General features: G+C 60.5%; 24 protein-coding genes. 4 read left to right on the forward strand and 20 right to left on the reverse strand.

The features are described 5' to 3' along the window. Positions 1-27 precede the first annotated feature (27 nt). Positions 28-1,521: an anthranilate synthase component I gene (gene trpE / locus ACE3O2_RS01735; RefSeq protein WP_374334564.1), complete on the reverse strand. Its 1,494-nt coding sequence runs from the start codon at positions 1,519-1,521 to the stop codon at positions 28-30. Positions 1,522-1,899: 378 nt separating this feature from the next. Between trpE and ACE3O2_RS01740 the strand changes: the two genes are divergently transcribed. The 4 genes from ACE3O2_RS01740 to ACE3O2_RS01755 all read left to right on the forward strand — a co-directional run bounded on the left by ACE3O2_RS01740 (position 1,900) and on the right by ACE3O2_RS01755 (position 7,154). Next, positions 1,900-2,643, forward strand: coding sequence for a hypothetical protein (locus ACE3O2_RS01740; protein WP_374334565.1), 744 nt, complete (start codon positions 1,900-1,902; stop codon positions 2,641-2,643). 56 nt (positions 2,644-2,699) lie between these two features. Continuing rightward, the gene (locus ACE3O2_RS01745; RefSeq protein WP_374334566.1) at positions 2,700-4,241 is read left to right on the forward strand and encodes a DUF945 family protein; all 1,542 of its coding nucleotides are present in this window, start codon (positions 2,700-2,702) and stop codon (positions 4,239-4,241) included. Positions 4,242-4,409: 168 nt separating this feature from the next. Further along, entirely contained in the window at positions 4,410-5,168 is a 759-nt protein-coding gene (locus tag ACE3O2_RS01750; protein WP_374334567.1) for an EI24 domain-containing protein, read from the forward strand. A gap of 276 nt (positions 5,169-5,444) precedes the next feature. After that, positions 5,445-7,154, forward strand: coding sequence for an ATP-binding cassette domain-containing protein (locus tag ACE3O2_RS01755; RefSeq protein ID WP_374334568.1), 1,710 nt, complete (start codon positions 5,445-5,447; stop codon positions 7,152-7,154). Positions 7,155-7,190: 36 nt separating this feature from the next. Here the strand turns inward: ACE3O2_RS01755 and ACE3O2_RS01760 are convergent, their stop codons facing one another. The 19 genes from ACE3O2_RS01760 to ACE3O2_RS01850 form a co-directional block, all read right to left on the reverse strand. After that, positions 7,191-7,619 (reverse strand): organic hydroperoxide resistance protein, encoded by a 429-nt coding sequence (locus ACE3O2_RS01760; protein ID WP_374334569.1) that lies wholly within the window; start codon positions 7,617-7,619, stop codon positions 7,191-7,193. Positions 7,620-7,706: 87 nt separating this feature from the next. After that, positions 7,707-8,159 carry a MarR family winged helix-turn-helix transcriptional regulator gene (locus tag ACE3O2_RS01765; RefSeq protein WP_374334570.1) on the reverse strand — a complete coding sequence of 151 codons (453 nt, stop codon included), beginning with the start codon at positions 8,157-8,159 and terminating at the stop codon, positions 7,707-7,709. 168 nt (positions 8,160-8,327) lie between these two features. Beyond that, the gene (locus tag ACE3O2_RS01770) at positions 8,328-8,834 is read right to left on the reverse strand and encodes a hypothetical protein (protein ID WP_374334571.1); all 507 of its coding nucleotides are present in this window, start codon (positions 8,832-8,834) and stop codon (positions 8,328-8,330) included. A gap of 129 nt (positions 8,835-8,963) precedes the next feature. Further along, positions 8,964-9,449 carry a GNAT family N-acetyltransferase gene (locus tag ACE3O2_RS01775; protein ID WP_374334572.1) on the reverse strand — a complete coding sequence of 162 codons (486 nt, stop codon included), beginning with the start codon at positions 9,447-9,449 and terminating at the stop codon, positions 8,964-8,966. Positions 9,450-9,463: 14 nt separating this feature from the next. Next, positions 9,464-11,080, reverse strand: coding sequence for a methyl-accepting chemotaxis protein (locus ACE3O2_RS01780; protein WP_374334573.1), 1,617 nt, complete (start codon positions 11,078-11,080; stop codon positions 9,464-9,466). A gap of 200 nt (positions 11,081-11,280) precedes the next feature. Continuing rightward, positions 11,281-11,766 carry a hypothetical protein gene (locus tag ACE3O2_RS01785; protein WP_374334574.1) on the reverse strand — a complete coding sequence of 162 codons (486 nt, stop codon included), beginning with the start codon at positions 11,764-11,766 and terminating at the stop codon, positions 11,281-11,283. A gap of 330 nt (positions 11,767-12,096) precedes the next feature. Then, positions 12,097-14,013 (reverse strand): bifunctional 2',3'-cyclic-nucleotide 2'-phosphodiesterase/3'-nucleotidase, encoded by a 1,917-nt coding sequence (locus ACE3O2_RS01790; RefSeq protein WP_374334575.1) that lies wholly within the window; start codon positions 14,011-14,013, stop codon positions 12,097-12,099. 143 nt (positions 14,014-14,156) lie between these two features. Continuing rightward, the gene (gene recX, locus ACE3O2_RS01795; protein ID WP_374334576.1) at positions 14,157-14,621 is read right to left on the reverse strand and encodes a recombination regulator RecX; all 465 of its coding nucleotides are present in this window, start codon (positions 14,619-14,621) and stop codon (positions 14,157-14,159) included. Between the two features lie 15 nt (positions 14,622-14,636). After that, positions 14,637-15,692, reverse strand: coding sequence for a recombinase RecA (gene recA / locus ACE3O2_RS01800; RefSeq protein WP_374334577.1), 1,056 nt, complete (start codon positions 15,690-15,692; stop codon positions 14,637-14,639). Between the two features lie 100 nt (positions 15,693-15,792). Beyond that, a complete protein-coding gene (astB, locus tag ACE3O2_RS01805; RefSeq protein ID WP_374334578.1) occupies positions 15,793-17,136 on the reverse strand; it encodes an N-succinylarginine dihydrolase in 1,344 nt (447 codons plus the stop codon). A gap of 18 nt (positions 17,137-17,154) precedes the next feature. Further along, positions 17,155-18,630 carry a succinylglutamate-semialdehyde dehydrogenase gene (astD, locus tag ACE3O2_RS01810; protein WP_374334579.1) on the reverse strand — a complete coding sequence of 492 codons (1,476 nt, stop codon included), beginning with the start codon at positions 18,628-18,630 and terminating at the stop codon, positions 17,155-17,157. After that, the gene (gene astA, locus ACE3O2_RS01815) at positions 18,630-19,658 is read right to left on the reverse strand and encodes an arginine N-succinyltransferase (protein ID WP_374334580.1); all 1,029 of its coding nucleotides are present in this window, start codon (positions 19,656-19,658) and stop codon (positions 18,630-18,632) included. The genes astD and astA overlap by 1 nt, the downstream gene beginning before the upstream one ends. Before the next feature lie 28 nt (positions 19,659-19,686). Further along, positions 19,687-20,703, reverse strand: a complete 1,017-nt coding sequence (locus tag ACE3O2_RS01820) for an arginine N-succinyltransferase (protein WP_168876147.1) — start codon at positions 20,701-20,703, stop codon at positions 19,687-19,689. Positions 20,704-20,707: 4 nt separating this feature from the next. Then, entirely contained in the window at positions 20,708-21,922 is a 1,215-nt protein-coding gene (locus tag ACE3O2_RS01825) for an aspartate aminotransferase family protein (protein WP_374334581.1), read from the reverse strand. 106 nt (positions 21,923-22,028) lie between these two features. Beyond that, complete coding sequence (locus ACE3O2_RS01830; protein ID WP_374334582.1) at positions 22,029-23,045, reverse strand: GlxA family transcriptional regulator; 1,017 nt, start codon at positions 23,043-23,045, stop codon at positions 22,029-22,031. A gap of 44 nt (positions 23,046-23,089) precedes the next feature. Next, on the reverse strand, positions 23,090-23,854 hold the full coding sequence (locus tag ACE3O2_RS01835) for an ABC transporter ATP-binding protein (RefSeq protein ID WP_168876150.1): 765 nt from the start codon (positions 23,852-23,854) through the stop codon (positions 23,090-23,092). A 43-nt stretch (positions 23,855-23,897) separates the two neighbouring features. Then, entirely contained in the window at positions 23,898-25,016 is a 1,119-nt protein-coding gene (locus tag ACE3O2_RS01840; protein WP_374334583.1) for a succinylglutamate desuccinylase/aspartoacylase family protein, read from the reverse strand. Between the two features lie 2 nt (positions 25,017-25,018). Then, positions 25,019-25,735 carry an ABC transporter permease gene (locus ACE3O2_RS01845; RefSeq protein ID WP_374334584.1) on the reverse strand — a complete coding sequence of 239 codons (717 nt, stop codon included), beginning with the start codon at positions 25,733-25,735 and terminating at the stop codon, positions 25,019-25,021. After that, on the reverse strand, positions 25,732-26,418 hold the full coding sequence (locus tag ACE3O2_RS01850) for an ABC transporter permease (RefSeq protein WP_374334585.1): 687 nt from the start codon (positions 26,416-26,418) through the stop codon (positions 25,732-25,734). Before ACE3O2_RS01850 ends, ACE3O2_RS01845 begins: the two co-directional genes overlap by 4 nt. Between the last annotated feature and the right edge of the window lie 121 nt (positions 26,419-26,539).

Below are 26,539 nucleotides of genomic sequence, written 5' to 3' on the forward strand. Positions count from 1 at the left end.
TCACACGACTGCAGATTTCAGCAGGGCTTAGCCTCGCCCCCACAGGTTCACCCGTTCCTTGTCCAGCCCTTGCTGCACCATTTCGGCGGCGCGCAGGACGGCGCGGGCCTTGTTGTGGGTTTCTTGCCATTCGGCCTGCGGGTCGGAATCGGCAACGATGCCGGCACCGGCCTGTACATAGAGGGTCTGGTCCTTGATCACGGCGGTACGCAACGCAATCGCCAGGTCCATGTCGCCGGAGAAGCCGAGGTAGCCCACCGCGCCGGAGTAGATGCCGCGTGCAGTGGGTTCCAGCTCATTGATGATTTCCAGCGCGCGCACTTTCGGCGCGCCGGAGACGGTACCCGCCGGGAAGGTGGCGCGCAGCACGTCCATATTGCCTACACCGGGCTTGAGCGTGCCTTCTACGCTGGAGACGATGTGCATCACGTGGGAGTAGCGCTCGATCACCATCTTGTCGGTCAGCTTCACGCTGCCGGTATCGGCAATGCGGCCCACATCGTTGCGGCCCAGGTCGATCAGCATCAGGTGTTCGGCGCATTCCTTCGGGTCGGCCAGCAGTTCCTGCTCCAGCTGCACATCTTCTTCGTGGTTGGCGCCGCGTGGGCGGGTGCCGGCAATCGGCCGTACCAGCACACTGTCGCCCTCACGGCGCACCAGAATCTCCGGTGAGGCACCCACGATGTGGAAGTCGCCCATATCGTAGTAGAACATATAGGGCGAGGGGTTCACCGAGCGCAGGGCACGGTAGAGGCTGAGCGGGTTTTCGGCAAACGGCATGCGCATGCGCTGGCTGAGTACCACCTGCATGGCGTCGCCATCAAAGATGTAGCGCTTGGCAGCGTCCACCGCCTGCTTGAACGGGGCCTCGCCAAACTCGGACACGGCAGCCTGCACGCTGGTGGCCGGTTGCAGCGGCAGCTTGCCGGTTTCCCGCAATTGCAGGCACAGCTCGGTGAGGCGCACCAGCGCCATATCGTAGCTGTTAGGGATATTCGGGTCGGCATACACCACCAGATGCAACTTGCCGGTGAGGTTATCCACCACCGCCAGCTGCTCGCTTTGCAGCAGCAGGATGTCCGGCGTACCCAAGTGGCCGGGCTTGTCGACATTGGCCAGCCGCTTTTCGCAGTAGCGGATGGTTTCGTAGCCAAAGTACCCTACCAGCCCGCCGTTGAAGCGGGGCAGCTCCGGCAGCGGTGCGGGTTTGAAGCGGGCCTGATAGCTCTGGATGAAGTCGAGCGGGTCGCCTTCATGCGATTCGATCACGTCCACACCACGCCGCACCTGCACCTGCTGGCCGCGTACTTCCAGCCGGGTTTCGCACGGCAGGCCAATGAAGGAGTAACGGCCAAACCGTTCGCCACCCACCACCGACTCCAGCAGATAGGAAAACGGCTTGTTGGCCAGCTTGAGGTAAACGGACAGCGGGGTATCGAGGTCGGCCAGCAGTTCTACGGTGACCGGAATGCGGTTATAGCCTTGGCGGGCGAGCGCTTGGAATGCGTCACGGGACAACATGGGTATCTACTCCAGACAAAATGGGGGCAAAAAGAGGGCTAAAAGGAATCGCTTAACCGCGACGCCATCGCCACATCCGCCACGCCTTGCCGGAGAACCACACCATGATGCAGGCACACCCTGTCGAATTCAATGAATGGCTGCCATTCTTGCCGATTTTGCTGCCAGGCACAAGAGCCCGCTGCCGAGAGGCTGATGCGGATCAAGCCCATCGCGGCTTCCGCCACCCTGTCTGGCTGGACAGTTGCCAGGTCAGGTTGAACGCGGCAACGTGCCCTGCGGCCCACTCAACAAATCCCCAATATTCATTTAGAATAGTCCATTTGAATCAAGTGCATGCAGCCGTGTTTGGCATGTACAGCAAAAACTGGAAGACATATGTCAGGAAACAGCAAGTGGCTCGCAGTGGTGCTGGTCGCCGTGATCAGCGCAGGGGGCTCCGGCTATTACAGCTACCACAAACAACAGGAACGGCGACAAGCCGAGCAGCGCCTGATGCAAGACATGCAGCGCGCGCAGCAGCAAATGGATCAGGCCAATTCGGGCCAGGCCGTCGTCCAGAAGCTGGACGAAACCACCCAGGCCACCGGCCAGACCGGGCGCACCGAGCTGGCCATGCGACAGATCATCAACCAGGTGATCGAGGTGCGTAATGGCTACACCCAGGAAATTGCAGCCTTGCAGCTGGACAAACTGCTGGAAGCCAGCAACCTGCAAGCCGATCCTGATCTGAGCCAGTCGCTGGCACGGCTGGACAAGGCAGCTGCCGTGGTCGAACGCTACCGGCTGAAAAGCAAGGATCTACTGGATCATGCCCACGACCAGCTGGCCGCCAAAGGCGTCGGTGCGGCCGACTTGAACAGCTTTGATGCCGGTTTACGCAAAAACCGCAGCGCCAGCGATGAAACCTGGACGCTGGAAGCCAGGATTGTGGTGGAAATGCGTAGCGTGATGGAGCTGCTGCGGCAACACCCCAAGCATTGGACCTTGCAAGGCGGGCAGTTAACGTTCAACAATCCGTCCAGCCTGAATCAATATCAGCAACATATTCGCACGATTCAGGAACTGGTGGCACGTGAGCAGAGTCTGCAACAGCAGATGAGCCTCAATCACCAGTCATAATAAGCAATAGCGACACGCGAACCTTCTACCTGACCCGCTTTTTCATTGGACCTTTGATGAACAAACTCAAACTCAGCCTGATCACTGTCGGCGTGCTGGCTGTTGCCGCAGGCGGTACCACCTTCTATGCCGCGCACAAGGCAGAAACCGACCTGCGTGCCGCCTACGTCTGGTTCAACAAGGAGATCGGTGAGGGCTGGCTGGACCAGAAGCTGCAGCTGAAGAATGCCCAGTACCACAAGGGCGTGTTCAATTCTGAAGCACAGTTTGATCTGACCATTCCGGGCACCCCGGACAAGCTGACCATCCTGCAGCACATCCACAATGGCCCCCTGCTGAAGACGGCAGATGGCTGGAAGCTGGGCTGGTATGCCGTGGATTTTGAGGTGGACCCCAAGATACTGGCCAAACTGGATGCCAAGACCAAAGCCTGGCTGGAGCAGCACAAGAATCTGCTGGCGGTGGGTTACCATGTCGGCCTCGACAATACCCGCCATGCCTTCTTCAAACAAGGCGAGGTCCGCTTTGAGGACAATGGCGAGCAGTTTGTCTCAGCCGCCACCACCCACACGCTGGATTTTGATTCTGCACTGAGCCACATCCGCTACCGCTTTGCCCTGCCGCAGCTATCCTTTACCGGCAAAGACAAAAAAACCGGTGGTGCGCTGAAAGACATGGTGCTGGAAGGCGAGATCCGCGCCACTGACGGCAAGCTGGACATCAACAATGCACAGCACCAGTTCAGCCTGGGCAGTATGTCATTTACGGAACAGAAACGGGACTATGCCGCCGAGGAGCTGGCCGCAGAGATGCCCGCCAGCGAGGCCAGCGCTGGAGAGGCCGCCGCCAGCGACGCGGTAGCCGAGCCCCCGGTGAAGATGAAAACGCAGCAGGTCACGATCAAGGACATCCAGGTCAGCGGCAACGGCGAGCTGAAGGATGGTTTCTACAATCAAAGTGTGTCCTACAAGCTGGGCGACATTCAGGGTAATGCGGATGGTCTGGCACTGGGCAAGGATCCGATCCGCAGTCTGGAGTTCGGTTTCAGCCTGAAGCATATCCATGCTGAATCCTTGCGCGGCCTGACGGATAGCATGGTGGTCATGTATCGTAATCTGCTCCGGCAGAACCTGAATGGTAATTACCAGGACATGGAGAAGCAGCTGGGTTCTGCGGCCTTTGGCATGGGTGCAGTGATGATTGCCAACTGGACCACCATCGCCAAGCATGACCCGACCATCAGCATCGACAAATTTGTCATGAAAACGGCGGCGAACCGCAGCATACAGGGTGATCTGAGCGTCACCCTGAAGGGTCTGACCGATGCCGACATTGGCGGCTTCAACTGGGCCGCCATCCAGAACAAGCTGCTCATTGAAGGCAAGGGCAGTGTGTCCGAAGCCCTGCTCAAGGCGATGGAGTCCAATTACCAGGCAGACAGAATGGAGCGTTTGGTCAAGGCTCAGCTGATCCGCCGTGACGGTGATACCCTGTCCACGGAGTTCAAGGTGGCAGCCGGCCAGATCACGGTGCTGAAGCGGGTGTTCCCGAGCTTGCAAGCATTCGAAGCCGAAACCCGCAAACTGACGGACGAGTAATCCCTTCGCAAGATCAGTGAACCGTCGCCATCCGCTGGGGCGGTTCACGCAGACCAGAGGGAGACCCCCTCCGTCCTTGAACCATGACGAATGGTCCGGGCCTTCGGCATGCACGCTGTTCAGACGGCCCGGCCATCTCACCCGCACAGACCGGAGCCGCACTCCACCATGAGCAATCCACCGCCCGCCTATGTCGGCCGCAGCTTCCTGCTGGGGCTGCGTGATGGTTTCAATCCCCTGCTGGCCTTGATCTCCCTCTGCATCACCGTGTTCAGCAGCGTACTGTGGCTGTTCATTTTTGTGTTCTGGGGCCATGAAATCATGCAGGCGCTGCTGCAGGGCTCAGCCTGGCTGGCGCATACCGTGATGGGCTGGTTCGGGGTGAACTACACCCTGACACCCGATATCGCCGACCCGCGCTGGTGGGTCCGCCTCGGCAGCTGGATGCTGGGTTGGGCACTGACCTCCCTGTGCTACACACTGGCCGTTCTGCTTACCATCCGGCTGGTGGTGGAGTTGTTTTTCATTCGCCTGGTGCAGCAGCATTGCCTCAAGCGATACCCGCATCTGCGCACCGACGTGAAGCGCTCGCTGCCCAGTGTGATCCTCACCATCATCCGGGGCTGGAGCCTCTTCCTGCTGCTGGCGCTGGTCTGCCTGGCCTTGCCGGTGATCGGCGGCGCCTTGCTGTTTGTGCTGGTGAGCTATTTCAATGTGCGCAGCCTGGCCAATGATGCCATGGACGGGCTGGCCGATGAACCGACGGTACGGCAGCTGCTGCGCCGCAACCGGCTGCGCATGACCGGGCTCGGTATCCTGCTCTCGCTGTTTGCGCTGGTACCCTTGATCGGCCTGTTCCTGCCGGCCATCATTGCCGCCGCCAGCTGCCATCTGTTCATGCAACAATTGCCCGCAGCAGAGACTTGACCACCCCGAGGACGGATTGGCAATATACTCGCCTGTTTCCACACCTCAGACCAGAAAGGAGGTAAATCGGATGTTTCAGACCAACGTGTTCAAGCTCAATAACGCACAGTTGCGCTACTTTGGTATAGCTGTCTGCGCTTTCCCGCTTCCCGTCGCACTGCGATGAGCGGGTCGGAGCGCCCTCAATTCCCCTTTCATTGAGCCATTCCGGCTACCGTCATCGCCAGTGCATCTGTCGAAACGGGCGAGTTCGCCCTTTATTCTGGCAAAAGCACGATGACTACCCTACTTTCTGCACTTGATCTTCATCTGGACACGGTGGATGGCCCCCTGTTCAGCAACCTGAACTTTACCCTGCGCCTCGGCGACCGTATTGGCTTGATCGGCCACAATGGCTGCGGCAAAAGCACCCTGCTCGCCTTGCTGGCGGGCGAACTCAGCCCGGATCGCGGCCAGTTGCAACGCGCCCATCAGTGCCGCCTGCAGCGGGTGGAGCAATACTTGCCTGAGCACCTGGCACCACGCAGCTGCTGGGCGGTGCTGCTCGATGCCCTGCCGGACCCCGATGCCCACTGGCTGGCGGAGCAGCAACTGGCCCGGCTGGGGCTGCAGGACCAGCGGGATGTCCCGGCCATGGACCTCAGCGGTGGACAGCATACCCGGCTGCTGCTGGGCCGCGCGCTGCTGCAGGAGCCCAATCTGTTGCTACTGGATGAACCCAGCAACCATCTCGACCTGCCCGCCCAGCTCTGGCTGGAGCAATGCCTGTTGGATTGGAAAGGTGCCCTGCTGCTGGTCTCGCACGATGCCCGTCTGCTGGATAACGTCACCCGGCAGAGCTGGATCCTGCGTGATCAGCAGTTGTACAGCTTTGAGCTGCCCTGCAGCGCCGCGCGACAAGCCTTGCAAACGGCGGATGACGCTGCCCGGGTACGGCACGCAGCAGAGCAGGACGAAATCGACCGGCTGAATGCCAGCAGCAAGCGGATGGCCATCTGGGGACGCGACTTTGATAACGAGAAACTGAGCCGACGCGCCAGAGTCATGGCACAGCGCGCCGAACAACTGCGCGAAGAACAAACCTTCGTCAGTCGGGGCGCACCCTGGGTATTGCAACTCTCTGGTGAAGCCTTACCGGGACGGCAACTGCTGATGCTGGACCAAGTGGCCGTTCGTGCCGCTCCGGCGTTGCCTGTGCTGTTTCGCAGTGCAGAGCACTACGTGCGCAGCGGCGACCGCATTGCCTTGCTGGGTGCCAACGGCTGCGGTAAGTCCAGCCTGCTGCGGCTGCTGTGGCAGCAACTGCAGCAGCCGACTGAGGACAGCACCATTCGTACCCACCCCGCCGCGCGAGTAGGCTATTACGACCAAAGCCAGCAGCAGCTGAGGGATGATGCCAGCCTGAGCGATGCCCTGCGCCCTTACTGCAGCTTGCAGGATGCCGAACGGCGGCAAGCGCTGATCCGCGCCGGCTTTGCCTACCCACGGCATGGACAGCAGGTGGACACCCTCAGCGGGGGGGAGCGGGCACGGCTGATGTTCCTTGCCTTGTCGTTGGGCAGCCACCACCTGCTGCTGCTGGACGAGCCCAGCAACCACCTTGATCTGGAGGGCAAGGAGGCGTTGGCCGAGCAGCTGAACCAGTTTAGCGGAGCACTGCTGCTGGTCTCACACGACCGCGCGCTGATCGAAGCCAGCTGCAACCGTTTCTGGCTGATTCATCAAGGCCAGCTGGTTGAATGGTCCAGCGCTGAGCAAGCTTGGTTGCAGCTGGGGCAGCATAAGTCGGCTTCCCTGGGTTCATCTTCTGCTGCAGCGAGCCACGCGTCCGGGGAGGAGGAGGAGGCACTCTTGCAAACGCTGCTGACGCTGGAAGCACGGCTAGAAGCTGATCTGGCACGCAAGCCCAAGCAGCAGAAACCCCAGCAACAGCAAGCATGGCGTGCCGAGATCGCACGCCTGCAGCAGCTGCTGGGGCTGGTGTAAGGTCAGGTCCGGTGGGCGTGCCCGCCGGACCCTCCCTCAGTCTTGCAGCAGCAGGGTTACATCAATATTGCCACGGGTAGCATTGGAGTACGGGCAAACCTGATGCGCTTGCTCGATCAACTGTTGGGCCTGTTCGCGCGGCATGCCGGGCAGGCTGATGCGCAGCTCCACTTCAATGCCGAAGGCTGCACCCACCGGGCCAATGCCTACCGTACCGTCAATGCTGGTATCGGCTGGCAGCGCCACCTTGTTACGCCCGGCCACCACCTTCATCGCACCCATAAAGCAGGCGCTATAGCCCGCAGCAAACAGCTGCTCCGGGTTGGTACCTGCTCCGCCTGCGCCGCCGAGCTCACGCGGAGTGGTCAGTTTCAGGTCCAGCTGGGCATCGCTGGAGGTCGCGCGGCCATCACGGCCACCGGTAACATGAGCAGAAGCACGGTACAACACTTTATCGAGAGACATGATGACACCTTCCCTGGGTTAAAATTAATTTACTATAATATAGCTTGCTATATTTAAAGCATGACACAACACCCGCCTGACCCTACCTCAACGACTGGCAAACAGCCGCTCCCGCAGCTGTACCAATTGCTCACGCAAGCCAACCAGCTCATCGACTGAGCATTGCGTCGCCTGCATCACACAATGAGGCACCGCTTCCGCCGGCTCACGCAAGGCGCGGCCTGCTTCGGTCAAGCTCACCACCACCCTGCGCTCATCTTGCTCACTGCGCTGGCGCAGCACCAGGCCTTGCGCTTCCATCCGCTTCAGCAGCGGCGTCAGCGTGGCGGTATCCAGGTACAGGCGTTGGCAGATATCGGTGACAATCAACTGATCCTGCTGCCACAGCACCAGCATCACCAGATACTGCGGGTAAGTCAGCCCCAGCGCTTTCAGCTGTTTGCGATACACCTTGTTCATGCCCAGCATCGCCGAATACAGGGCAAAGCAGAGCTGGATGTCCAGGTTCAGCAGGCTGGGGGGGCGTTGTTGTGTGTCCATGCGTGCATTATACATAGCACACTACAATATTGCAAACACCTACACTTGCCTCACCGCTTGCAGTAATAAATCCAGCCGACTATAGCCAAGCCGCTCTACACCTGCCTAGAAATCCAGTCAGCGCACCCTGGGGATCTACTCAGGGTACCTCCACTGATTGCGAACCATTCAAAATCTCACATGTTTATCCTGTGCCAGCCGTTTCAACGCAGCCAGCTCCGCTTCCATCCGCTTTCTGACCTCAGCCGCCCGATACTTGATCTGTGTTAGCCCCTCTCTTACAGCGGCTTCATCCTGCTTACCATGCACCAATTCCTGCGCCAAAACGGCTGCCTGTTTGTTAACGGCTGCTGCTTCATCCATCGTTGCTACCAGGCGAATAAAATGCCCCCGCACCTCATCTGTTTGAGGCTGAAATGCCTTTAGCCGGTCTGTGCGTCGTCTGATGCGCTCGGCGAATTGCTGCTGCGCCGTCAGTACATCTGCCTCAGACTTGGCCGCCTTCATCTGGGCATCTAGGTCCGCTTTCAATTGCGGTACCTCCCCCAAGCTCTCTTTCAGTACGGGAGCCAATCGCCACAAGTCAGCCGCTACCGGGTCGCTCGGCGGCAAATACTGCCAGATCACCAACAAAGGCACTAATAGGGCAACAAAAATGTACCAGCGCTTCGACATTGAAAATCCTTACTCTGTATGCACACCAAGTGCATACAATCACATCCCTGCACCATCATGCAGACATAACAGTACTCAGTATGCGACTACCCGGAAGAACCTGCCCAGTCACCTCTGGTGTGTCGCAGCTCAGCACAACGCCCGAACCATCTGCTGCAGCACAATCTCGGGCTGGTGTTCCAGTGGCTGAAACACATCTTGCCAGACAAAACCATTCCGCAGGTAAAGGCGGCTGGCAGCTTGATTATCCGGTGACACCAGCAGATGCACGTGTTCCGCCCCTGCTGCTTTCGCATGCTGCAACACCTGCGCAATCAGTGGGTCCGCTACCCCCTTGCCGCGCGCATCCGGATGAACCCACATGGCAATCAGCTCTGGATGCTGCTGGACCCATACCATGCCAATCAAGCCGATCACTCGGCCATCTTGCCAGGCGAGCCAATAACGTGCCGGGGTCTGGCCTGCCGCGCGAGCTTGCCAGTCCGCATCACTCAACTTGACCTGATCAGCATGGCGCAGGCCAAACGCCAAAGGGCTATCCAGCAAGGCTGCCAGCCGGATGACTTTCAATTCTGCCCAATCAGCAGCCCCACATAGGGTAATTTCCAGTGACATGACGTGGTTTATCCTTAGTGCCGGAAGACAGCGATGGCGGCCGATACATATTCGGCACGATCACGTACCCCGTTGGCGGCTTGTGTCACCTGGTGGGTGGATTGCTCATTGCCCTCGGTCATGCTGGCAATCACTTCCACTTTACTGGCAATATCCTGCATGGCACGCTGCTGCTCTGCCAGCGCGTCGGCAATCGACTGGATGCTCTGGTTGATCTGCCCGGCATTTTGGCGAATCTGGCCAATGGCCTCGGTCGCGGTCGTGGTCTGCACCACACCCTGACCCGAGGCGGCTACACTGGCCTGCATCAACTGCACCACCTGCTCCATGCCCTGCCGGATGCGCGTAATCTGCTGGCCGATTTCCACCGTGGCCCCTCCCGTCCGTTCAGCCAGCTTGCGCACCTCGTCCGCCACCACGGCAAAGCCCCGCCCGGACTCACCGGCGCGGGCCGCTTCAATGGCTGCATTGAGCGCCAGCAGATTGGTCTGGTCGGCAATGCCGTGAATGGTATTGGTGATCTGTGCAATCGCCTCAGTCTGGCCGTCCAGCTGATGGATGGCCTGCGCTGCTTCGCTGATCTGACTGGAGATCAAGCGAATGCCGTCGGCGGCTTCAGCAATGACCGTCTCGCCCTGACTGATGGACTGATCCACCGAATGGGCTTCGCGGCTGACTTCCTCGGCACGCTCACCCAGCTGCGTCATGCTCTGGAACATCTCCTCCAGCGCGGCGGCGATACTGCGGGTGGCATCCCCTTGCTGCGTGACGCCAGACTCCATGCGTTGTGCAGTATGCGTCAGCTGTTGAGCGTCCTCGGTCAGCTGGCCGGACAAGGTTCGAATCTGCCCCGACAGGTTACGCAGCTGCTGCTGCATGCCGCCCAGCTCACCTAACAAGCTGCTGGCGGGCGCCATAATGGATTGGCTCAGGTCCCCCGCCGCCACCGCACGCGTGACCGATACGGCCAGCGCAGGCTCCCCCCCCAGGGCTTCAAACAAGCGGCGGTACAGCACCAGCCCCGCCACCACCACCAGCCCCAGCACCAGAACACCCAGCCCGACAATCAGGTTGCGCAGCTGCACCGCCTGCGCAGTGCTGAGCTGCACGGCTGCGGTAGTCAGCTGTTGTGCATGGCGTGTCAGTTGGTCCAGCTTGTTCGTCAGCGCCTCGGCACGGTCATCAAAACCGGTTTGCGGCTGCTTCATCAGCGCATTGCCCGCCTCACGGCCCTGCTGCTGATAGCGCTTCGCCATCTCCTTGCCCACCCCGTAAAAGGCGTTGCTCAGCGCGGTGACCTGGCTGGCCTCGTCGGTCAACTCGGGGGCTAACCGGGCCGCCTGCTGCAAGGATTGCTGCAGGGCCTGATAGTGCTCTTCCGCATCCGTGAAACCATCACCATCGCCTGTGGCACTGACATCGGTGAGGAACTGCTGGATCTGTACCACATGAAACCGGGCATCATGGATGGCAGCTGGCAGTACTTGGGTCTGCTGCAGATCAGACTGCACCTGGTTGGCATTCTGCACCAGCCGGACGGCCGCGGTTATCACCAGCAACACCAGCATGCCGATAATGGCGAGATTGAAACCCACCAGCAGCTTTCTGAGTTTGATCGTTCTGCCTGCCATGTGCCCCCCTGTTATTTGATTTTGACCAAGCAGGGTATACCGCCGACACTGGACTGACAAGACACCTTCAACCGTGCCGAGGAAGGAAGTGCAACCCCTCAAGGTCAGCCCCGCCGCGACAGGCATGAAAAAAGCCGGGAAACCCGGCTTTTTTCATGCTCCGCGTGTACAGACACGGAGGTGTGCGTGGCATCACGCCATTACTGAGTCTTCCACTCCACGCCCTTCTCCTTGGCCAGCTTGGACAGCTCACCCACGGCACCCATGGCTTTTTGCTGGCCTTCCATCACTTGCTTCATGCCGGTGTTGAGGGCATCCTGGCCTTGGGCCGGGTTCTTCATCGCCCCCTCCAGGGTTTTGAGACCTGCCATCATGTCGTCAAAGCCACCAATGATCTTGTCGGTTTGTGCCTTCACTTCCGGCGACTTGGCTTCAAAGGTCTTCAGCTTGGCGATCCGTGCCTCAAACTTGCCGATGACCTCGTGAAATACGGCAGCCTTGCCTTCCATGGTCGGGGCTGCCTGCATCTTGGCGTTCATGTCGGTCTGGATCTGCTGCATGTCACCAAACGCTTCCTTGCCCAGAGCATCAAAGGCTTTCAGGTCTTCTACGATCGGGTCCTTCTGGCAGGCCAGCAGCAACATGGACAGCATCAGTACCGCAAACCAGCGCATCGACTTCAACATCTTCTTCTCCCTTGGTGATCAATCACATCAAAACAGCATCATACTGGCATCAACCAGGTATGACAAAATCATCGCCCGGCACTAACAGCGACATGCACAACCAGGCTGGACACCCCAGCTGCCGCTACGCGGCAAGGCCAAAATCCCGTCCATCTCAGGCAGGACGCGGCATGGCGCCGCAACCTGGCCGCACGGGCGACGGATGCCATCCAGAAGCCAGGTAAGCTGACAAGCCTCGCAACGGTCTCAAGCCCGGAATCTCTCTTCACAGACCGGGTTTTATATTTCCGGGGCAGGCACACTCTCTCCTGCCCCTCCCGCCCGGTTTTTTCAGTTCACCAACTCATACAGCGCGGAACCATCGCCATTGTCCTTGACCTGACGGATGCCGGGGTGATTGGACAGATACTTGCTGGCCGCGGTTGCGGACAGGAAGCGCAGCTTCACACCGGCCACCGGCAGAATGCGCCAGTTCTTGTCCGCGCTCGGATTGAGCTTGGGAATGCTGGTCAGATACTGCACGACGGCTTCGCGGTTCTCGTCCGGCGAATCCACCACCACCTTGCTACCGTTCACGCCGGGAAAGTTGCCCCCGCCAAAGGCGCGGTAGTTGTTGGTCGCCACCAGAAAGCGCGCCTGCTCGTCGATCGGCTTGCCATTGAAGCTGAGGTTGCGGATACGGTGTGCCTCTGCATTTTGCAGCTTGCCATCCAGCGCGTAACGGGCAGGCTGGGTCACGTCGATGTCGTAGCTCACGCCGTCGATGGTATCGAAGTTATACGAGCGGAAGTTGTCGTTGATCAGCGATTGTTCGGCAGCGCCCTTGGGGTCGATCTGGTTGAACTGGCCGGCCGACATTTCCAGCCACTCGCGCACTTCTGCACCGTTCAACAATACAGCCTTCAGGGTATTCGGGTAGATGTAGAGGTCCGCCACGTTCTTGATGGCGATATTGCCTGCCGGGATATCGGTGTAGTACGACCAGCCCTGACGACCACCGGCCTTGAACGGGGCGGCGGCAGACAGGATCGGATACTTCTCGTAAGCCGTACCTTGCACGGCGGTGCGGACAAAGGCGATCTGCGCATTGGACACCACCTGCACCGAGGAATCATCCGCCACCTGTGCGAAATAGCTGTAGATCGGGGCGCTGCTTTCGCTCACTTTGCCACGTACATAGCTGAGGGTATCGGCATGCTCTTGGCCAATCAGCTGGGCGACCGCAGGGTCGGCATCGACCAGCGGCTTTTTGTTGGCACGGTCAAAGATCGGGCGGATGCTGGCTTTGCTGTCCACCACTTTCCATTGTCCGCTCTGATTATCCAGCTTGAGGTCGATGACGCCCAGATGGTCGCCCCAGCGGCCTGGCATCACCGACGGGATGCCATTGATGGTGCCTTGCTCCAGATTGACTTTGGGGTGGCTGGCAAAGGACTTGCTGGGGAATTCAGCGTGGGCATGACCAAACAGAATGGCATCCACCCCCGGCACATTGGCGAGACCGGCTACGGCATTCTCGGCTAGGTCGCCCAGCTCGCCCTTCTCAAACCCGGAGTGCGGAATGGCGATGACCAGCTGCGCGCCCTTGGCCCGCATCTCCGGCACATAGCGCTGCGCGGTCTTGATGATGTCCTTGGCCACCACCTTGCCTTCCAGATTGGCCTTGTCCCAGCTCATGATCTGCGGCGGTACAAAACCAATCACGCCGACCTTGAGGGTGTGGCTTTGCCCGGTCTCGTCCACCACCTTGCGATCCAGCAGCAGATAGGGGGTGAACGCGTGGCGTTCGTTCTTGCCGTCCTTGTCGTCCAGATAGACGTTGGCATTGACATAGGGGAAGCGGGCGGTCGCCAGTGACTGCTTGAGGAACGGCAACCCGTAGTTGAATTCATGGTTGCCAATATTGCCCGCGTCGTACTGCAGGGTGTTCATCACCTTGTAGGCGGGGTGCGTCTCACCGGCTTTGAGCGGCTTGATCTTCGCCACCAGGTCACCCAGCGGGTTGCCCTGCAGCAGGTCACCATTGTCGAACAGCAGACTGTTCTTGCTCTCGTTACGCGCGGCCTTGATCAGGCTGATGGTCTTGGCCAGGCCATACTCGTCGGTACTACGATCCTGGTAATAATCGTAGTTGAGCAGGTTCATGTGAATGTCGGTGGTTTCCAGAATGCGCAGGCGCACTTCGGCAGCATGGCTGTTACCAACCAGCGCCACACTCACGGCAAAGGCCAACAGGGTTTTCTGCATGACGTCTCTCTTTCACTGGCGGGCGTGGCTCGCCCTTTTTTTGTCAACAAAGGGTGTAGTTTTCGCCAACAATATTACAACGTCAAGACAGATGACTGCGTTTACAGCAAGAAAAGACCAAGGTGTGGCATGGATGTGAATAGCTATTCATCATCTGGCAGCAGCTCATCCACGCCGTTCAGCACCTGGCGGATCAGGCCCAGCGGAAAACCACGGCTGGCCAGGAAGCGAATCTGCCGGGCCTGCTCAGCGGGCGTGCTGGCGGCTTGCGGGAATTTCTTGCGCCAAGCGGCGCGAGCCCGTTCGAGCTCGCTATCGGCCACACTGGCCAGCGCTTCATCCAGCGCTTCGCCACGGATGCCGCGCTCTTGCAGAGTGTGCTTCAGGTAGCGGCTGCCGTACTGGGCAGATTTGCTGCTGACCCATTGTTCGGCAAAGCGGCTGTCCGATTGCCAACGCCGCTCGGCCAGGCGGTCCAGCAGGGCGTCGAGTTGCTCGACACTTTCAGCATGGGGCGCCAGCTTGCGCTGCAGCTCCAGCCGGGAATACTCCCGGCGTGAGAGCAGCTGGATGGCCCGGGCTTCCAGGCTCAGTTTGGTCGGGGCCATCCGCAATCAGCGGGCTCAGCCGAGTTCCGGCTCCGCGTCCGCATCCGCCAGCTCTTCAGCGGTCGGGGTGAACTGCGGGGCCGCCACACCCACGGCGGCACGGACCTTGGTTTCGATCTCCTGCGCCATCGCCGGATGGTCTTTCAGGAATTCGCGCACATTGTCCTTGCCCTGGCCGATCTTGCTGCCGTTGTAGGCATACCAGGCGCCGGACTTTTCGATGATCTTGTGCAGCACGCCCAGCTCGATGATTTCGCCTTCGCGGGAGATGCCTTCGCCGTAGAGGATGTCAAACAGCGCCTCGCGGAACGGCGGCGACACCTTGTTCTTCACCACCTTGACGCGGGTTTCATTACCCACCACTTCTTCGCCCTTCTTGATCGAGCCGATGCGGCGGATATCCATCCGCACCGAGGCGTAGAACTTGAGGGCATTGCCGCCGGTGGTGGTTTCCGGGCTACCAAACATCACCCCGATTTTCATGCGGATCTGGTTGATGAAGATGACCAGGGTATTGGTGCGCTTGATGTTGGCCGTCAGCTTGCGCAGGGCCTGGCTCATCAGGCGGGCCTGCAGGCCCACGTGGCTGTCGCCCATCTCGCCTTCGATTTCAGCCTTCGGCGTCAGTGCCGCTACCGAGTCGACCACGATGATGTCGACGCCGCCGGAGCGAACCAACATGTCGGCAATTTCCAGCGCCTGCTCACCGGTATCCGGCTGGGAGATCAGCATCTCGCCCACCTGCACGCCCAGCTTCTGGGCGTAGGTCGGGTCCAGCGCGTTTTCCGCGTCAATATAGGCTGCCACGCCGCCCTGCTTCTGCACCTCGGCCACCACCTGCAGACACAGCGTGGTCTTGCCAGACGATTCCGGGCCATAGATTTCCACCACACGGCCACGCGGCAAGCCGCCCACGCCCAGTGCGATATCAAGCCCCAGCGAACCGGTGGACACCACTTGCAGGTCTTTCTCAATCTGGCCTTCGCCCATCTTCATGATGGAGCCTTTGCCAAACTGCTTTTCGATCTGCGCCAGTGCAGCAGCCAGTGCCTTGCTCTTGTTATCGTCCATGCGGTGAAGTCCTCGTCAGCGATGTCAGGGGTCGATACAGCGAATGCACGCATTATAGAACGAACGTTCCATGCTTGTACAACCCCCGACCGGGATTTTTTTACAGCTGGAACGGGTAAACCGAACCCAGCCGCAGGATCTGCGTCAGCTGGTCGAGCGCGGTACGGCATTCCTGCAGCAGCGCGGGATCGGCCAGATCGGCCTCGCTCAGCTGATCGCGGTAATGCTTGTCTACCCACTGATTGAGCTGGCGGAACAGCTCATCATTCATCAGCACCGCCGGGTTGACCGCGCCCAGCTCGGTTTCGGTCAGCGCCACACGCAAGCGCAGGCACGCCGGGCCGCCGCCGTTGCGCATGCTTTGCTTGAGATCAAATACCTTGTAAGCGTCAATCGGGCCGCCACTCTGCACCAGCGTATCCAGATACGCCGCCACACGCGGATTGTCGCGGCACTCTTCCGGCACCACGATCATCATGCGGCCATCCGCTTTGGTCAGCAACTGGCTGTTGAACAGGTAGGACTGGATGGCATCTTCCACCGAGACCGCGGCTTCCGGTACTTCGATCGCCTTGAACTCCACCCCTTTGGCCGCCAGCTTGCGCTGCAGCTCGTCCAGCACCCGCTGCTGATCGAGGAAACTGCGCTGGTGGTGAAACAGCACATTCTGGTTGCCGACCGAAATCACATCGTTATGGAACACACCCATGTCGATCACGTCCGGATCCTGCTGGGCATACACCACGCCGTCATCCGTCAGACCATGCAGACGGGCAACGGCCTGGCTGGCTTCCAGCGTTTGCCGTGCAGGAAAACGGCGTGGCTCCGGCTGGCCCTGCGCAAAGGCGGCACGGCCATAGACGAAGAACTCGACCCCCGGCTTGCCATAATCACCACAGAAGCGGGTATGGTTGGCCGCCCCTTCATCCCCAAACGCTGCCACCGGCGGCAGGGCCGCGTGATGGGCAAAGTAATACTCATCGGCGAACATGGCTTTCAGCACCCGGCTGGTGGTCGGGTGTTCAATGGCGCGGTGGAATTTATTGTTGAGGTTGGCGGCGGTGAAATGGACACAGCCGTCCTCGGTATCCGCCGACGGGCTGACGGTGGCCGCATTGGCCGTCCACATGGAAGACGCCGAACTGCAGGCGGCGAGGATGGCCGGGGCCTGCTGCGCCGCCTGCCGGATTACCTCGTGGTCCTTGCCGCTAAACCCCAGCTTGCGCAAGGTGGCCACGCTGGGGCGCTCCTGCGGTGCCAGCACGCCTTGCTTGAAGCCCATGTCGGCCAGCGCCTTCATTTTCTGCAACCCTTGCCTGGCCGCCAGCTTCGGGTTGGAATACTGCTTCAGGTTACTGGTGGACGCCACATTGCCGAACGACAGCCCGCTGTAGTTGTGGGTAGGGCCAACCAGGCCGTCAAAATTGACTTCAAAGGCACGCATGGGGGGTGAACTCCTGTTTTACAGTACCAGACCCGGACTGAGGCTGTCCGGCATCTGCAGCGCATCACTTTCCAGCGAGGCCATCGGCCACGCACAATAATCGGCGGCATAGTAGGCGCTGGGCTTGTGGTTGCCCGAGCAGCCGATGCCGCCAAAGGGCGCCGCGCTGCTGGCACCGGTCAAGGGCTTGTTCCAGTTGACGATACCGGCACGGATTTCCAGCAACACGCGGTCATACAGATCACGTCGATCGGACAGCAGCCCGGCAGCCAGGCCAAAGCGGGTGGCGTTGGCCAGTCGCAATGCCTCATCAAAGTCGTTATAGCGTTGTACCTGCAACAAGGGGCCAAAATACTCTTCGTCCGGCAGCTCGGCCACCGTTGTCACATCCAGAATGCCCGGTGTCAGCAACGCCGAGCCCGTATCCGGCTGGGTCAATTGCAGCAGCGGACGCGCACCCAGTGCCAACAGGCGCGCCTGGGCCTGCACCAGCGCCTGTGCCGCCTGCAGGGAAATCACCGCCCCCATGAAGGGCTGCTCTGTATCATCATAGGCACCAACCTTAAGCCGTGCCGTGGCCTCGCACAATTGCTGCAGGAAGGCATCACCCGCCTCGCCATACGGCACCAGCAGACGGCGCGAGCAGGTGCAGCGTTGCCCCGCCGATATGAAGGCGGACTGGATGGTGTGGTGTACCGCAGCGCGGACATCCGACACATCCTGCACGATCAGCGGATTGTTGCCGCCCATTTCAAGGGCCAGGATCTTTTCCGGCTGACCACTGAACTGCTGGTGCAGCAGGTGACCGGTCTGCGAGCTGCCGGTAAAGAACAGGCCATCCAGCCCGGGGTGGGCGGCCAGCGCCATGCCGGTTTCACGCCCACCTTGCAACAGGGCGATCACCCCGGCAGGCAAACCGGCCTCGTGCCACAGCTTGACGGTTTCTTCTGCCACCCACGGCGTCAGCTCGCTGGGCTTGAACAGCACGCAGTTGCCCGCCAGCAGCGCCGGGACAATATGGCCATTCGGCAAATGGCCGGGGAAGTTATAGGGGCCAAACACCGCCACCACACCATGCGGACGGTGGCGCAACACGGCGCGAGCGTCGCCCTGCTGGCCATGCTTCTCACCGGTGCGCTCTTCATACGCCTTGATGGAGATATCCACCTTGTTGATCATGGTGGCCACTTCGGTCAGTGCCTCCCAGCGCGGCTTGCCGGTTTCGGCACCGATCACCTCCGCCAGCCGGGCCTTGTGTTCACCGAGCAACACTGCAAAGCGCTTGAGGATGTCGATGCGTGTACTTAGCGGCTGGCGGGCCCAGGTGGGGAAGGCCGCACGCGCCACAGCCACCGCCGCATCCACATCTACCGGACTGGCGGCCGAAGCCTGCCACAAGGCGGCTTGCGTGATCGGGTGCAGCGATTCCAGCACACTGCCGTGCCCGGTACGCCATTGCCCACCCCAATACAGGGCTGGATGCAAAATCGACATTACATATTCTCCTTCGGAATCAGCGGTACAGCACGCAGCAGGTCGCCCGGCGCGACGTCCAGCGCGGCGGCCTCTTCGGCGCTGAGCGGGAAGACTTCGCCCAGCTGGCTGGCTCGCGCCAGAATGCTGCGATAGTGGTCATAGCGGGTGTTGGACACCAGATAAACCTCCCCCTCCCCCGCTTCCGGCTGCACCGAAGCATGGTAGAGGCGGCTGTCCTTCACGGCGCGGATATCGCGTACATAGGCTTCCAGCGTCGGGCCCGCGTCGAAAATATCAACATAGCCTTCATAGCGCAGGCCTTCTGCCGTCAGCATGGCGCGTGCCGGTTCGGTCTGCGGGTGGACCGCGCCGATCACCGCCTGGGCTTCATCGGTCAGGAAGGTAACGTAGAGCGGGTGTTTGGGCATCAGCTCGGCCACAAACGACTTCTGCCCGATGCCGGTCAGGTAATCCGCGCGTGAGAAGTCGATCGAGAAGAAGTGCCTTCCCAGGCTTTCCCAGAAGGGCGAGCGGCCTTGCTCGTCCGACACACCGCGCATCTCGGCCACCAGCTTTTCGGCAAACCGGTCCTGGAATTCGGCCAGAAACAGGAAGCGCGATTTGGAGAGCAGCGAGCCATTGCGGCTGTGGCGATAGTCGGGGTCGAGGAACAGCGAGCACAGCTCGCTGTAGCCGGTATGGTCATTACTGAGGAACAGCGTAGGCATCTGGGTGTAGACATCCAGCTCCTTGCTGGCGTGCACCAGGGTGCCCACGCGGTAGTTGTACCATGGCTCGGACAGGCCCACCGCCACCTCAATGGCGCAGATACCCACTACCCGCCGCTCGCTCAAGTCTTCCAGCGCGAACACATAGCTTTGCTCTTCGCGGCTGGCTTCGCCGCGCCAGGTGCGTACCGCACGGTCGATCTTGGCAGCCAGACGTTCTTCATTCTGCGGCAAGGTGGTCACGCCAATGCCGGCCTTGCTGGCCAGTTGCATCAGCGCAGACACGTCATCGCTGCGGATCGGGCGAACGATCATCATGGGGAGGGGCTTTCAGAAAACAGTTTGCTTACAAGCGGGTCAGGCGGACTTCATCGCCGTCGTCGAGTTCCAGGGCATCCGCCACTTGCTGCGCCAGCAGCAGCTCATCCGGCAGGGTCTCTGGCAACTGCAGCAGCATGGCGCGGAATCGCATCACAGCCGTGCTGGCCACCAGATACCACACCTGCCCGGCAGGCTGTTTGCCTCGCCTTACCGGGCGCAGCTGGCTTTCACGCACGCTGCGCAAGGCGTCACGGCGGGCCCGGACCACCGGGCCACCGTCGAAAATCTCGATGTAGTTGTCCGCTTCAAAACCTTCACTGAGCAGGATGTTGAAGGGCAACATGGAACCGCTGTGCACTTGCCCCATGGCCTGCTGGGCGGCGTCGGACAAGAGCGGGACATAGATCGGATAGTGCGGCATCAACTCGGCGATAAAGGTCTTGTCCTTCACCCCGGAGAAATATTCGGCCTGGTTGTAGTCGATACCGAAGAATTTGCGGCCAACACTTTCCCAGAACGGTGCCTTGCCCTGCGCATCACACACCCCCGGCAAAAACGCCATCAGATTGCTGGCAAAGCGCTGCGGGTGCTGGGCGATGAACAGCAACCGGGCACGCGACAGCAGGCGCGGGTAGTGGGTGCCGGCCAGCTCGGGGTCGATGTAGAACGAGCAGAGCTGGGTATCGCCGGTGAGGTCATGGCTGAGCGTCAGCGCGTGGATGCGGTTATGCACCTTGAGCTGACGGGAAGCATGCACAATGATGTCATTGCGGTAGACGTAGAACGGCTCGGAGTAGCCCGCATAGGCCACCAGTGCCGAGGTGCCGTGCAGTTGCCCGGTGGCCACATTCTCCAGCACGAAGAAGTAGCTCTCCTCACCGTAGACCTCGACCTCGCTCTCCATCGAGTGCGAGGACGCCTTGATCTTCTCGAACAGGCGGTCACGATGTGCGGGCAGCGTATGCACCGCCGGACCGCTGGCCGTGGCCATGCGCTCGATCTGCGCAAGGTCTGCCAGCCGGCTCGGGCGAACGATCAGCACGACATCAGCCCTTCACCACACGGGCGACAGCTCGCTCGAAGCGGGCCAGCCCTTCGGTGACATCCGCCTCCGGAATGTTGAGCGCGGGCGCAAAGCGCACCACGTTCGGCCCGGCAATCAGCGAGATCAGGCCTTCAGCTTCGCCCGCACGGGTGAAGTCTTTGGCACGACCGGCATAATCACTGTGCAGTTCGCAGCCAATCAGCAGACCGCTACCGCGGATGGCGCTGAAAATGCCGTGACGACGGTTGATGGCGTTCAGCCCTTCGATAAACAGCTGATGCCGCCACTTGACGCCATCCAGAACTTCCGGCGTGTTGATGATTTCCAGCGCCTTGCCGGCCACCGCCGCGGCCAGCGGGTTACCACCGTAGGTGGTGCCGTGGCTGCCCACCGAGAAGCTCGCCGCCACCTTGTCGGTGGTCAGCATCGCGCCGACCGGGAAGCCACCACCGAGTGCCTTGGCACTGGTCATGATGTCCGGCGTCACGTTGTGGTTCATATAGGCATACAGCGCGCCGGTGCGGCCCACGCCGGTCTGCACTTCATCAAACACCAGCAGGGCGTTGTGCTTGTCGCACAGTGCGCGCAGACCTTCGAGGAAACCAGGCGCAGCGGGGATCACGCCGCCCTCGCCTTGCACCGGCTCCACCATGACGGCGCAGGTCTTGTCAGAAATCAGCGCTTCTGCGGCGGCCAGATCGTTATACGGCGCATGGTGGATACCCCCCGGCAGCGGGCCGAAATCGGCGGAATACTTGGGCTGCCCCCCTACAGACACTGCAAACAGGGTACGACCATGGAATGCATTGCTGAACGCCACAATTTCATGCTTTTCCGGGCTGAAATGGTCACGCGCATACTTGCGGGCCAGCTTCAATGCGGCTTCGTTGGCCTCTGAACCGGAATTGCAGACGAACACACGATCCGCAAAGGTCGCGTCCACCAGCTGCTGTGCCAGCCGCAGCACCGGTTCATTGGTAAAGGCATTGCTGATGTGCCACAGCTTTTGTGCCTGCTCATGCAGGGCGGCGACCAGGTCCGGATGCGCATGACCCAGACCATTGACGGCGATCCCGGCGGCAAAATCCACGTACTCGCGACCGTCCTGATCCCAGACACGGGAACCGGCCCCACGCACCGGTACAAAGGCAGCCGGTGCAAACATCGGCACCATCACTTCATCAAAGGTCTGGCGGGTAACAGCACGTTGTGACATGGTTTCCTCAAGCATCAAATGACCCGGCATCATCCGGGGAATGTAGTGAATTGTAACGAAATCACCATCGGCGTCATTTCTTCGATGCGACGCTGATGTATATCTGTCAGCCCCCTGCCCCCTCGCGACCCTCTTCCCCACCGACGGCACCCAGCCCGGCCCGCTGGCTGCGCTCTTCGCGCGGCGTCAGCCCGAAGTGACCCCGGTAGGTGCTGGAGAAATGCGGCCCGCTGGAAAACCCGCAGGACAGGCCAATCTGCACGATAGACTTGCTGGTATTGATCAGCAACTGCCGCGCCCGATTCAGGCGCAATTCCAGATAATACTTGGAGGGGACACTGTTCAGATACTGTTTGAACAAGCGCTCCAGCTGCCGGCGTGACAAACCGACATAACCGGAGATGTCGTCGGTGGTCAGTGGCTCTTCGATATTGGCTTCCATCAGCATCACCGCTTCGGACAGCTTGGGCTGGCTACCCCCGATGCGCGCCACCAAGGGTACCCGCTGCCGGTCGTTGGGGGTGCGCACCCGCTCCAGGCACAGCAACTCGGACAGATCAGAGGCCAGCTCCATGCCTTGCCGCTCGCCAATCAGGTGCAGCATCAGGTCCAGCGTGGCGGCTCCACCGGCACAGCTGATGCGGTCGCGGTCCACCTCAAACACATTGCTGCTGACGATCACGCCTTCAAAGCTTTCGCTCAAGCGGGATTGCACCTGCCAGTGAATGGTGGCCCGATAGCCGTTGAGCACCCCGGCACGCGCCAGCCACCAGCTCCCCGCACCGATCCCGCCCAGCACCACCCGCTGTTGCCCCAGGTGGGCCAGATGCTGCAACAGCGCGTCCCCATCCTTCACCGGCTGGATATCGTCCGCCACCACCAGCAGCATGTCGAGGCTGGGCGCGTGCGACACCGCCAGGTCCACCGGCCACTGTCCGCCGCCAAACAAAGGCACTGGCTTGCCATCCATCGACAAGGTCAGGTAGTCATAGGCCCGGGTACCCAGGGTGCGGTTGACCCAGCCCAGCGGGTCCAGCACGGCGGCAATGCCCAGCGCACTGCAAGGCGGCAGCAAAAGTACGCCGACACGTAACGGGGGTTGGACAGGTGAGGCAGGGGTCATGGCGGGATCAGGCCCGGCGGAGAGCGCCGGGCCGGGGTCAAACCTTACTTGAGGGCGCCCGACAGGAACTGCTTAAGCCGTTCACTGCGGGTATTGCCAAACACTTCGCTGGGGTGGCCTTGCTCCTCAATCTGCCCCTGATGCAGGAAAATCACGTGGTTGGACACTTCACGGGCGAAGGCCATTTCATGGGTTACCACAATCATGGTGCGTCCTTCTTCCGCCAGTTTTTGCATCACCTTCAGCACTTCACCCACCAGCTCCGGGTCCAGCGCCGAGGTCGGCTCGTCGAACAGCATCACTTCCGGCTCCATCGCCAGCGCGCGGGCAATCGCCACCCGTTGCTGCTGGCCGCCCGACATATGCGAAGGGTATTTGTCTTCCACCCCTTTGAGGCCCACCTTTTCCAGATACTTACGGGCGCGAGCAATGGCTTCATCCTTGGGTACACCCAGCACATGTACCGGGCCCTCAATGATGTTTTCCAGCGCCGTCATGTGCGCCCACAGGTTGAAATGCTGAAACACCATCGACAGCTTGGTACGCATGCGTTGCAACTGTTTCTGGTCTACTACCCGCAGGCGACCTTGCTTGTCGCTCTCGGTGCGGATCTCTTCACCATTGAGTGAGATGCTGCCCGCATTGGGTTGCTCAAGGAAGTTGATACAACGCAAGAAGGTACTCTTGCCGGAGCCGCTGGAGCCGATGATGCTGATCACGTCCCCGGCATTGGCAGAGAGGGACACCCCTTTCAGCACTTCGTGGTTACCATATTTTTTATGCAGGTCTTTGACGGCTAAGGTGGTCATGGGATGAATTCCTGGTATGCGTTCAATTCGGGTTCACGGCGCTTTACTGGCTGAGCAGGTTGCCGCTGCGGATCGGCGTCGATCCGGCGATACGGGCAAGGCTCGCGCCACACGTGGCAAAGCGCAGAAAATGGCGGGCATACAGCACGCCTTCAATACTGGCATGGAGGGTGGTAACGCGGTCGCTGAGCGGATCCACCACGTCGACCACCGGGTCGCCAGGGCGCAGCCATGCGCCGGGCTCGGCACGGTAAACCACCACCCCGCTGTGCGGAGCCTGCAGCGACTCCGTACCACTCAAGGGCGTGGCATCGTGCAGCAGTGGCGGCAGAGCCGGGGGCGGCAGGTCCACATAGCCCTGGTGCGCCAGATAGCCGAGCAAGGCATCGGCATCGTGCTCGGCATTCGCCCAGCTGACTTCACTCTGCCCGCGCAGCTCCAGCGTGGCCGCTACGCTGCCATTCGGGATCGGATAATCCGGAAAGCGCCCGCGCAACTGCCACCAGATCTGACTGTTGGCTTCGTCAAAGCAGAAGCTGTCGCCAGACACCGTGGCCAGCAGTGAGGCATGCGCCCCCAGCAGTTGTGCCAGTGGTTTCAGCGTCTCCCACAGCGGGTCGGCGGTATACAGGTGGAATACCGCTTCCCAGTCGCAATGCAGGTCCAGCACCAGATCGGCATCGACCGACAGTGACAGCAAAGCCAGACGCATGGCCTCCAGCTCGGTACCGGGCTGCAGCGTCGCCAGTGCCTGCTTGACCCGCTCGCGGATGACGCACTGGTTGTGCAGCGGGTCCTGCGTCAGCACCTCAGCCAGCCCCTCCACGATCAGCGCCGCCAGATCGGGGTAGCTGCGGTTGAAGTTCTCTCCGGTCAGCTGCTCAAAGCGGCCGGTATGGCTGCCTTGCACATGCTGGTTAAGGCCGATGGGGTTGGCCACCGGCACCAGCACGATCTCGGCACGCAGCTTGCCTTCCGCCTCCAGCTGCGCCAGCCGTTGCTTCAGCACATGGTTGACCAGCATGCCGGGCAGCTCATCCGCATGCAGCGAGGACTGCAGATAAGCCTTGCGGCCGCTGTCTTGCGGGCCGTAGTGGAAACTGACTATCGCCCGTTCGGTGCCCAGCGACTGGGCCAGCAGTGGGATACGTCGGGTTTCCATGATCAGTGCTTCCGTGGCGCGAGGTAAGCCAGCCAGCGCTTCTCGGCCAGACGGAACAGGCCCAGCAGCAGGAAGGTGAGGATCAGGTAGATCACCCCGGCGGCGATGAAGCCCTCAAACGGTGCGTAGTACTTGGAGTAGACATTGCGGCCTGCCCCGGTCAGATCCACCAGCGTCACCGCACTGGCAATCGAGCTGCCTTGCAGCATGAAGATCACTTCATTGCTGTACGCCGGAATGGAACGACGCAGCGCAGACGGCAGTACGATGCGGCGGATCATGGTAAACCAGCTCATGCCGATGGCCCGCGCCGCTTCAATCTCGCCATAGGCAATGTTTTTCATCGCCCCGGCGAAGATCTCGGTGGTATAGGCCGCCGTATTGAGGGTAAAGGTGAACAGCGCGCAGAAGTAAGGCTCACGGAAGGGCAGGATCAGCGGATTTTCCGCCGCCCACTGCTCCTGCACCCACTCCAGCCCGGCGAAGCCGTTGTACACAATGAACAGCTGGATCAGCATCGGCGTGCCGCGCATATAGTAGGTGAAGGCCCATACCGGCTTTGAGACCCACGGATTGCGCGAGCAGCGCAGCAAGGCCAGACCGATGGCCAGCACCACCCCAAGGATCAGACAAGTACCCACCAGTTTGAGGGTCAGCAACAGGCCGTACAGATATTCCATTCGGCTGTCGTAAATGATCTGCAGGTTGAAATCGTTCATAGCTCACCTGCCCTGACGCCCAAGGAGTAGCGTCGTTCCAGATAACGGAAACCCGCCGAAGAAATGGCGGTCAATCCCAGATAGATGAAGCTGGCAGCCAGCAGGAACTGCATCGGCTTGCCTGCGCTGCGACCGGCGGTATCCGCAACGTACAGCAGCTCGGCCAGACCGGTCATGGAAATCACGGCTGTACTTTTGAGCAAGACCAGCCAGTTGTTGCTGATGCTCGGCAGCGCATAACGCACCATTTGCGGGAACATCACGCGGTGGAACACCTGCATCGAGGTCATGCCGTAGGCAGCACCGGCTTCCAGCTGCCCTTTTTGCACCGCCATGAAGGCGCCACGGAAGGATTCGGTAAAGTAGGCGCCGTAGATGAAGCCCAGCGTCAGGATGCCCACCACAAACTGATTGAAGTCGATATGCGGCAGGTTGTGCGATTCGACAAAGTTGTTGAACAGGATTTGGCCACCAAAGAACAGCAGCAGCATCCAGACCAGATCCGGCACACCGCGGATCACTGTCGTATAGAGGGTTGCCATCCATCGCAGCGGGGGAACGGTTGACAGCTTGCAGGCAGCACCGATCAACCCCAGCACACAGGCAAGGATGACCGACAGCACACCTACCCTGACGGTCACCCAGGTGCCGTCAAGCAATTGGCTTGCGTATTCAGACCACATTTTTGTGTTGTTTTCCTGACAGGTGGCAGAGGCTCATTATTGTGTCGTCCGGGCCCAATCCCCGGCCTCGTGCCTGTTGTACACCCATGACCGCCCGGTGCGGGCGGGCCAGCAACATGAC

The organism is Leeia sp. (assembly GCF_041909055.1).
In the GTDB taxonomy this organism is placed as follows: Bacteria; Pseudomonadota; Gammaproteobacteria; order Burkholderiales; family Leeiaceae; genus Leeia; species Leeia aquatica.

Bases quoted from the DNA above. Each gene is read 5' to 3' on its own strand.
- trpE (WP_374334564.1), bottom strand. From the start codon at position 1,521: ATGTTGTCCCGTGACGCATTCCAAGCGCTCGCCCGCCAAGGCTATAAC.
- ACE3O2_RS01740 (WP_374334565.1), top strand. From the start codon at position 1,900: ATGTCAGGAAACAGCAAGTGGCTCGCAGTGGTGCTGGTCGCCGTGATC.
- ACE3O2_RS01745 (WP_374334566.1), top strand. From the start codon at position 2,700: ATGAACAAACTCAAACTCAGCCTGATCACTGTCGGCGTGCTGGCTGTT.
- ACE3O2_RS01750 (WP_374334567.1), top strand. From the start codon at position 4,410: ATGAGCAATCCACCGCCCGCCTATGTCGGCCGCAGCTTCCTGCTGGGG.
- ACE3O2_RS01755 (WP_374334568.1), top strand. From the start codon at position 5,445: ATGACTACCCTACTTTCTGCACTTGATCTTCATCTGGACACGGTGGAT.
- ACE3O2_RS01760 (WP_374334569.1), bottom strand. From the start codon at position 7,619: ATGTCTCTCGATAAAGTGTTGTACCGTGCTTCTGCTCATGTTACCGGT.
- ACE3O2_RS01765 (WP_374334570.1), bottom strand. From the start codon at position 8,159: ATGGACACACAACAACGCCCCCCCAGCCTGCTGAACCTGGACATCCAG.
- ACE3O2_RS01770 (WP_374334571.1), bottom strand. From the start codon at position 8,834: ATGTCGAAGCGCTGGTACATTTTTGTTGCCCTATTAGTGCCTTTGTTG.
- ACE3O2_RS01775 (WP_374334572.1), bottom strand. From the start codon at position 9,449: ATGTCACTGGAAATTACCCTATGTGGGGCTGCTGATTGGGCAGAATTG.
- ACE3O2_RS01780 (WP_374334573.1), bottom strand. From the start codon at position 11,080: ATGGCAGGCAGAACGATCAAACTCAGAAAGCTGCTGGTGGGTTTCAAT.
- ACE3O2_RS01785 (WP_374334574.1), bottom strand. From the start codon at position 11,766: ATGTTGAAGTCGATGCGCTGGTTTGCGGTACTGATGCTGTCCATGTTG.
- ACE3O2_RS01790 (WP_374334575.1), bottom strand. From the start codon at position 14,013: ATGCAGAAAACCCTGTTGGCCTTTGCCGTGAGTGTGGCGCTGGTTGGT.
- recX (WP_374334576.1), bottom strand. From the start codon at position 14,621: ATGGCCCCGACCAAACTGAGCCTGGAAGCCCGGGCCATCCAGCTGCTC.
- recA (WP_374334577.1), bottom strand. From the start codon at position 15,692: ATGGACGATAACAAGAGCAAGGCACTGGCTGCTGCACTGGCGCAGATC.
- astB (WP_374334578.1), bottom strand. From the start codon at position 17,136: ATGCGTGCCTTTGAAGTCAATTTTGACGGCCTGGTTGGCCCTACCCAC.
- astD (WP_374334579.1), bottom strand. From the start codon at position 18,630: ATGTCGATTTTGCATCCAGCCCTGTATTGGGGTGGGCAATGGCGTACC.
- astA (WP_374334580.1), bottom strand. From the start codon at position 19,658: ATGATGATCGTTCGCCCGATCCGCAGCGATGACGTGTCTGCGCTGATG.
- ACE3O2_RS01825 (WP_374334581.1), bottom strand. From the start codon at position 21,922: ATGTCACAACGTGCTGTTACCCGCCAGACCTTTGATGAAGTGATGGTG.
- ACE3O2_RS01830 (WP_374334582.1), bottom strand. From the start codon at position 23,045: ATGACCCCTGCCTCACCTGTCCAACCCCCGTTACGTGTCGGCGTACTT.
- ACE3O2_RS01835 (WP_168876150.1), bottom strand. From the start codon at position 23,854: ATGACCACCTTAGCCGTCAAAGACCTGCATAAAAAATATGGTAACCAC.
- ACE3O2_RS01840 (WP_374334583.1), bottom strand. From the start codon at position 25,016: ATGGAAACCCGACGTATCCCACTGCTGGCCCAGTCGCTGGGCACCGAA.
- ACE3O2_RS01845 (WP_374334584.1), bottom strand. From the start codon at position 25,735: ATGAACGATTTCAACCTGCAGATCATTTACGACAGCCGAATGGAATAT.
- ACE3O2_RS01850 (WP_374334585.1), bottom strand. From the start codon at position 26,418: ATGTGGTCTGAATACGCAAGCCAATTGCTTGACGGCACCTGGGTGACC.